Origin of the sequence: Clostridium sp. (genome assembly GCF_051650885.1) — a bacterium.
GTDB lineage: Bacteria > Bacillota > Clostridia > Clostridiales > Clostridiaceae > Clostridium.
In genome coordinates this window covers 1-6,592 of record NZ_JBOFRG010000093.1, presented here as the reverse complement: position 1 = coordinate 6,592, position 6,592 = coordinate 1, and the positions used below count along the sequence as shown (strand labels likewise).

The following is a 6,592-nucleotide window of genomic DNA, read 5'->3' as shown; positions in this document are numbered from 1 at the left end:
TCGCTTGACCTTTAGCTATATTATTTACTATGCAAATTTAGTTGTGAAAATTTAATTTGTATCTTAAAACCTAAGCTAGTAGTTTTTTATAGTTTGTCTTTTTAATATACTATTATCAACAGTATATTGAAACAGAGCCTTTAATTTAAAAATAATGAGTATTTTAAATTAAAATTAGGGCAAAATAAATTTAAATAAAATCAGAGGAGGTTTTGAAGATGAAAGGATTAGACATAATTGCTTTAGTTTTAATAATAGTTGGGGCATTAAACTGGGGACTTATAGGGTTTTTAGGTTTTAATCTTGTTGAATTTTTATTTGGCGTTGGAATTATTGCAACAATTGTATATGTATTAGTTGGAATAAGTGGCTTATATTCTATATCATTTTTTGCTAGAAAAAGAAGAGCATAATTTTAAAAGAATATGTATAAGTACAAAAAGCATCAACAGAAAAAGTTGGTGCTTTTTAATATTTTAAGAGATATAATATATAGTAATATGTAAAAAAAGGGGAGAAAGATATGGCAATTAAGATAGTAACAGATAGTACATCATATATACCAAAAGAATATATTGAGAAATATGATATAAAGGTAGTTTCATTGAATGTTGTTATGGATGGAGAAAGTAGAAGAGAAGTTGATATAGATAATAAGCTTTTTTATGAGGAAATGAATAGGTCAAATGAAATACCAAAGTCAGCACAACCTAGTCCACATGAATTATTGGAGCTTTTTAAAGGTATTGTTGAAGAGGGAGATTCTGTTCTTGGGATTTTCTTGTCTTCTAAGATGAGTGGAACATATTCTACTGCTAATATGGTTAAGGAAATGGCTTTGGAGGAATATCCAAATGCAGATATACAGATACTAGATTCTAAGACAAATTGTATGCAGATGGGTTTTGCAGTTTTAGAGGCTGCTTCTGCTGCTAAGGATGGAAAAGATATGGATGAAGTAAAAGCTAGAGCTGAGCATGTATTTAATAATAGTAGATTTTTATTTACACCAGAAACTTTAGAATACCTTAAAAAAGGTGGAAGAATTGGTGGTGGCTCTGCACTTTTGGGAAATATGCTTAAGATAAAGCCTATACTTACAGTTGTTGACGGGGAAACATCTGTATTTAAGAAGGTTAGAACTAGAAAGAAAAGTATAGATGCAATTGTAGAAGAAGCTTTAGAGGATATAAAAGCTAAAGGTCTTGGAAATATTATTGTTCATCATATAAATTGCGAGGAAGATGGACTTGAACTTGCAAAAAGATTACAAGAAAAGCTAGATACAAAGGTAGAAATACAATCAATAGGACCAGTTATAGGACTTCATGTAGGACCTGGAAGTATTGGGATTGCATACTATACTTTGAGTTAAGAGTGAATAGATAAGAAATAATAGTTAGAATCCCTTCCGGGATTCTTTTTTTGTAGGAAATAGATTAAGGAAAAAACAAGCTTAGAAGATAGTGATTTTAGCCTTCTAAACTTGCTTGGAAATTATTTTTATAAGATAAAGTATTGCAAAAAAAAAATTCTTATCTTAGGATATATTTTTTTAAGGCATATCTAGGGGCAGAAGTAAAATCATCACTAGCACCCCAATCAAATTTAAATAACCCTTCACCGCCACCAGCACCAATTGAATGGATTTTTGTAAAGTCCCCCATATTATCGATTGTTACTGTTAAGGTTAATCTATTTCCAGCTCTTAAATAATGTTTTTCATAAATTAATATAATTACTGCTTTATTAGAAGTATCTCCGTAAACAATATGGTAATCGATTCTTTCACCAGTAAAGCTCTTGCCAACTATTTGACTATCTAAAATTTCAACTGTTTCTCTTAAGTTTAAGTTAACTACAAAGTTATCTGCTTTCATTTTAAAACTCCTTTTTAATTTTTGAAATTAATGTAAAAAGAAAATTATCTATAAATTATTTTAGTTAAATTAGTAGCGTGTCCAGTATCTTGAAGAGGTTTACCGTTTAAGGTAAATTTTACACCATCAACCCAATAACCAGTATATTTACGTTGTAAAACATTTTCTATAAGAGTGTAGCTTGTTATTTTTCCACCAGTTGAACCTTGCATTCTACCTTCCCAGTAGTTTGATTTGCTACTTAAATTTACAACTGCTATTTTTTTGTTATCTATAGTTTCAATAGTTGTAAGTGTAATTTCTTCATTATCAAAATATTTTTTTGAAACATCTTCTAATATTACTTTTAAATTTTCAGCAACTCCAAGTCCAGTTGTTTTAATTTCTCCACCATTTTCAACTTTATCATCAATATTTAAGGTAGTTAAATAAAATGTTCTTTCAACTTTATCTTCAGTAGGCTTTGGAGGTAATGGCTTTGAGTCTTCAGTTGGAGGAGGTGTTTGTGGCTCCGTAGGTGTAGTATCAGTTGATGGTTCAGTTTTATCAGTATCTTTTTTATCAACGGGTGTTTCTACTTGAGGTGGTTTATCTTCATTTGAAGGAGTTTCTTTGTTGAAGCAACCTGTTAGTGATAAAGACAATAATAAAATTAATGGGAATAAAGTTAAATATTTCATAAATTTTAAATCTCCTATAAATATATTTTAGGTTATAGTATTCGATTTAATAGAAAGATATTCATATACAGATGAATTACTTTAAGGAAATGAGTTAATTTTAAATAAACAATTAACATATCTTATTTAACTTTTAACTATATTTTATTATAATTTTAGTGTAACTAAAGTTTATTAGAATAGATGAATAGAAAATATATGTACATAAGCGAGGAAAAAATAGTGGGGACACATGATAAAACATATACAGAAGAGCAGATAGCTGAATTAGAAGATATAAGATTAAAATATAACACTCTATTAGAAACAGTACCATATATAACTTGGTTTATGGATATGGATGGAAAATATAGAGATGTAAACAATGAATTTTTAAAGCATAGTGGCAAAGTATTAGACCAGGTAACAGGAAGAAATCATAAAGAGGTTTGGGAATTTAAAAAAGGTAATGAATGTGAAACAAATGATAGAGTTGCCTTGAAATATAGAAAAGAAATGAAGTTTAGAGAAATAGTATTTGGGGCAAATGGATATAGGGGGTTTGATGTATATAGACGAGCTGTAGTTAGTCCTACTGGAGAATTAAAAGGTATAATGGCAGTTGCAAAAGATATTACAGAGATTAAAAATAGAGAAGTACAGTTTAAAGTTTTAATAGAGAGCTTACCTTTTAGCATATGGCAATATGATATGAAGGGTAATATTATTATCTCAAATACAAATTTTGCAAAATATTTCAATATGAGCATAGATGAGATGAGAGAGAAGAATATAGAGGAAGTTTATGAAGGGGAATTTTTAGAGCAAATAAAAAAGGAAAATAGAGATATAATATCTAAAAAAGAACCTATTAAAATAATTAAAACAATAAAAAAAAATCATAAAAAGTATATTTTAGAAATTTACAAAATACCAGTATTTAACATTGTTAATGAAGTAGTTGGAATTGTTGGTAGTTGCATGGATATAACAGAGGTGGTAGAAGCAAAGGAAAGAGTTAGAATGCAAGCATATACTGATTATAACACTGGACTTTTAAATAGAAGAGCCTTATATGAGCATATTAATAATGGGGTGAAGTTTAAGCCAAAAACTGTAATAATATTAGATGTAGATAATTTTAAAAATATAAATGATACATATGGACATCATGTAGGGGATTCAGTTTTATTAAAAATTGCAGAGGCATTAAAAGAGATAAATGAGGATGGAAAAGTCTTTAGATTTGGTGGAGATGAATTTTTAATTGTATATGATGAACAATTAGGAAAAAATGAAATTGAAAAAAAATCAAAAAAGATTTTAGATTATATCTCTAAGATAAAAATAGAAAACGAACATATAGCAGTAAGTCTTGGAATTGCAACATGTGGTTGTCAAAAAAAGTGCTTAGGAAAGCAAGAATCAGGTGAATGTAGGTTAATAATAAAAGCAGATATTGCCTTATATAATGCAAAAAAATATAAGAAGAGTACTTATGTAATTTACACTGAAAAATTAGAGGAGGAAATGCTTTTTATAAGCAAAATGGAGAAGGATTTATCTCATATAATAGAAAGAGATGAACTAAAATTAGTATATCAACCACAATATACAACTGATGGAAAGGTTATTGGATTTGAAGCCTTATTTAGATGGAAGAATGATGCTTATAAAAAAACATCTATACAAGATATAATAGAAACAATGGAAAAAAATAAGTTGATAATTCAAGTAGGACATGAAATTATAAAAAAAGCTTGTGTATTTGCAAAGAAAATAAATGAAAATAGAAAAGATAAAATAATAGTATCATTTAACGTGTCTGCGGTTCAATTAATGGAAGAGAATTTTACAAATGAAGTAAAAGCTATTATAGAAGAAACAGGTGTAGATACAGATTCAATTGGTATAGAAATAACAGAAACTGTAATAATTGAAGACATACATAAGAGTGTAAAAAAATTAAGTGAATTAAAAGATTTAGGAATAAAAATATCTTTAGATGATTTTGGAACAGGTTATTCTTCCTTTAACTACTTAGTAAAATTACCATTATCAGTAGTTAAAATAGATAGAAGTTTTTCAATAGAAATGGAAGGGTATGAAAAATATATAACATTAATAAAATTAATTGTTGATGCAAGTCATTCTTTAAATTTAAGTGTAGTTGCAGAAGGTGTAGAAACTAAAGAGCAATTAAAGGTTCTGAAAAATATAGGCGTAGAGTATATACAAGGATATTTATTTTCTAAACCACTAGAAGAAGACAAAGCAATGGAGCTATTAAATTAAAAAAAGATGTTGATAAACTAATAGTAGAAAATGGTTTTAACTAAAGAATAATATAAAAAAAAACAAAGTTTTTAACAAGCTTACAAAATGGGTAAAATTTAACAAAATATACATAAAAGAAAGTCTAGAAAATGTAGACTGCTAAAATTTAGTGATATATAATAAATGCAGAAAATAAAACTGGAATGATGAAGTATATCTTGTATTTGGGCACTTGAGATATGTGGAGTTAGTAGTGCAACCGACCAAAAATATAAGTTAGTATCAGTTTTATAATGCAGAAATTAAACTCAAAAGATGTAGAAAGAAGATAAATTAGAAGTGAAATACTGATAGCTGTAAAAGTATCAGTATTTTTTTGTGAAAAATAAACAAAAGAGGAGACAAGAATGAATAGAGGAAGATTATCATTAATAATAGCAGGAGCGGTAGTTGCAACTTCATTACAAACAGGAATTATGGCATCAGCACAAAATATAAATACGAAAATGGAAGTACAAAATAAAGCTGCAGTGACAAATACTGAAAACAAAGCAGAAAAATTAATGGGAACTATAAATGATTATGGGGCAATAGTATTTGGAAATGCATCATTTGTCAAAGGGGATTCAGAAACGCCTTTTGCAATAGGTGGAAATTTATCAGCACCAACTGAAGGGATTTTGCCAGGAAATACAGTAGCATCTTCATTTACTTTAGTGACAGCAAATGAGAAAAAAAATGGAGGCTCGGTTGTAGTTGGAAACCCTATTAATATGGAAAATAAAAGTGGATTATTACTTGGTGGAACTTTAGATCCTAATGGACTTAAAGCTCAAGAAGGAACAGGAAATATAGGGAATTTAATTATTGATGCGCCTGATGTAGTAGTAGCAGAAGGTGGAGACCCATATAAACAATTAAAAACAAGTGAAAATTGGAATCAGACTAAAGTAAATTATTTATCAAAGGAAGTAATAGCACAAAAATTTGAAGATTTTAAAAAAGAAGCAGATAAAACAGTTTCTAATGCTAAAAAGGTAGTAGAAAACAAAGCTTCACAAGATGTAGTGAATCAAGTTGGATACAAGACTTTACCAAGCACTAATGGCATTACAAATATGAAAGAAGTGGATGTATCTACAGAACAAATAACTGGAAAGACATTGGTAGTATATTCTGATGCAAAAACTGTAAATATAAACGCATATAGTTTAAAAGTAGATGGGAAAACAATAAGTTATAAAACTCCATTAAGTGAACGTAATCAAATAGCATCACATATTTTATATGTATTTCCAAATGCAACCAGTGTAAATATGAAACAATCAGGTGTATATGGAAGTATTCTAGCACCAAATGCAACATTAACATTAGATGGTGGTGCTGTTAATGGACAAGTTATTGTTGAGAACTTAAATCAAAGTAAAGGGGGAGAAATCCATAGCTTCAACTTTGATTGGAATGCATTCAATAAATTATTTAAGGAAACTCCTAAAACTATAACAGTAACATACAAAGACGGAGATAACATCATAGTACCAGCCAAAACAGTAACTGGAAATACAGGAAATGACACAGGATTAACAACATCAGTACCAGATGGGTATCATTTAGTAAATATAACAGATGGTAAAACAGTAATAAATGAATTACCAAAAACATTTGGAGACAGCAATAGTAGTGTAGTTGTTAATATAGAGAAAAATGCAAAGATTACAGTGAAAATGGTTTATCCAGATGGAACAGAATGTGGAAAAGAACAAGTAGCAACAGGTA

6 protein-coding genes and 1 riboswitch are annotated in these 6,592 nt (G+C 28.7%); of the genes, 4 read left to right on the top strand and 2 right to left on the bottom strand.

The annotated features are described in order from the left end of the window. Positions 1 to 218: 218 nt before the first annotated feature. The gene (locus ACRC28_RS04330; RefSeq protein WP_438542228.1) at positions 219 to 413 is read left to right on the top strand and encodes a DUF378 domain-containing protein; all 195 of its coding nucleotides are present in this window, start codon (positions 219 to 221) and stop codon (positions 411 to 413) included. Between the two features lie 110 nt (positions 414 to 523). Further along, positions 524 to 1,375, top strand: coding sequence for a DegV family protein (locus ACRC28_RS04325; RefSeq protein ID WP_438542227.1), 852 nt, complete (start codon positions 524 to 526; stop codon positions 1,373 to 1,375). 160 nt (positions 1,376 to 1,535) lie between these two features. Here ACRC28_RS04325 and ACRC28_RS04320 read toward each other — a convergent pair whose 3' ends face one another. Together ACRC28_RS04320 and ACRC28_RS04315 are read right to left on the bottom strand one after the other, a co-directional pair. After that, on the bottom strand, positions 1,536 to 1,880 hold the full coding sequence (locus tag ACRC28_RS04320; protein WP_438542226.1) for a DUF6054 family protein: 345 nt from the start codon (positions 1,878 to 1,880) through the stop codon (positions 1,536 to 1,538). Between the two features lie 44 nt (positions 1,881 to 1,924). Next, positions 1,925 to 2,560 carry a hypothetical protein gene (locus tag ACRC28_RS04315; protein WP_438542225.1) on the bottom strand — a complete coding sequence of 212 codons (636 nt, stop codon included), beginning with the start codon at positions 2,558 to 2,560 and terminating at the stop codon, positions 1,925 to 1,927. A 183-nt stretch (positions 2,561 to 2,743) separates the two neighbouring features. Between ACRC28_RS04315 and ACRC28_RS04310 the strand changes: the two genes are divergently transcribed. Continuing rightward, entirely contained in the window at positions 2,744 to 4,834 is a 2,091-nt protein-coding gene (locus ACRC28_RS04310; protein WP_438542224.1) for a sensor domain-containing protein, read from the top strand. A 173-nt stretch (positions 4,835 to 5,007) separates the two neighbouring features. Next, positions 5,008 to 5,090, top strand: a riboswitch (cyclic di-GMP riboswitch). Between the two features lie 133 nt (positions 5,091 to 5,223). Beyond that, positions 5,224 to 6,592 (top strand): collagen-binding domain-containing protein (locus ACRC28_RS04305; protein ID WP_438542223.1); only part of this gene is annotated, 1,369 nt, incomplete at its 3' end.

What these genes read in the sequence shown, in the direction of transcription:
- ACRC28_RS04330 (WP_438542228.1), top strand. Translation starts at nt 219, where the DNA reads ATGAAAGGATTAGACATAATTGCTTTAGTTTTAATAATAGTTGGGGCA.
- ACRC28_RS04325 (WP_438542227.1), top strand. Translation starts at nt 524, where the DNA reads ATGGCAATTAAGATAGTAACAGATAGTACATCATATATACCAAAAGAA.
- ACRC28_RS04320 (WP_438542226.1), bottom strand. Translation starts at nt 1,880, where the DNA reads ATGAAAGCAGATAACTTTGTAGTTAACTTAAACTTAAGAGAAACAGTT.
- ACRC28_RS04315 (WP_438542225.1), bottom strand. Translation starts at nt 2,560, where the DNA reads ATGAAATATTTAACTTTATTCCCATTAATTTTATTATTGTCTTTATCA.
- ACRC28_RS04310 (WP_438542224.1), top strand. Translation starts at nt 2,744, where the DNA reads ATGAATAGAAAATATATGTACATAAGCGAGGAAAAAATAGTGGGGACA.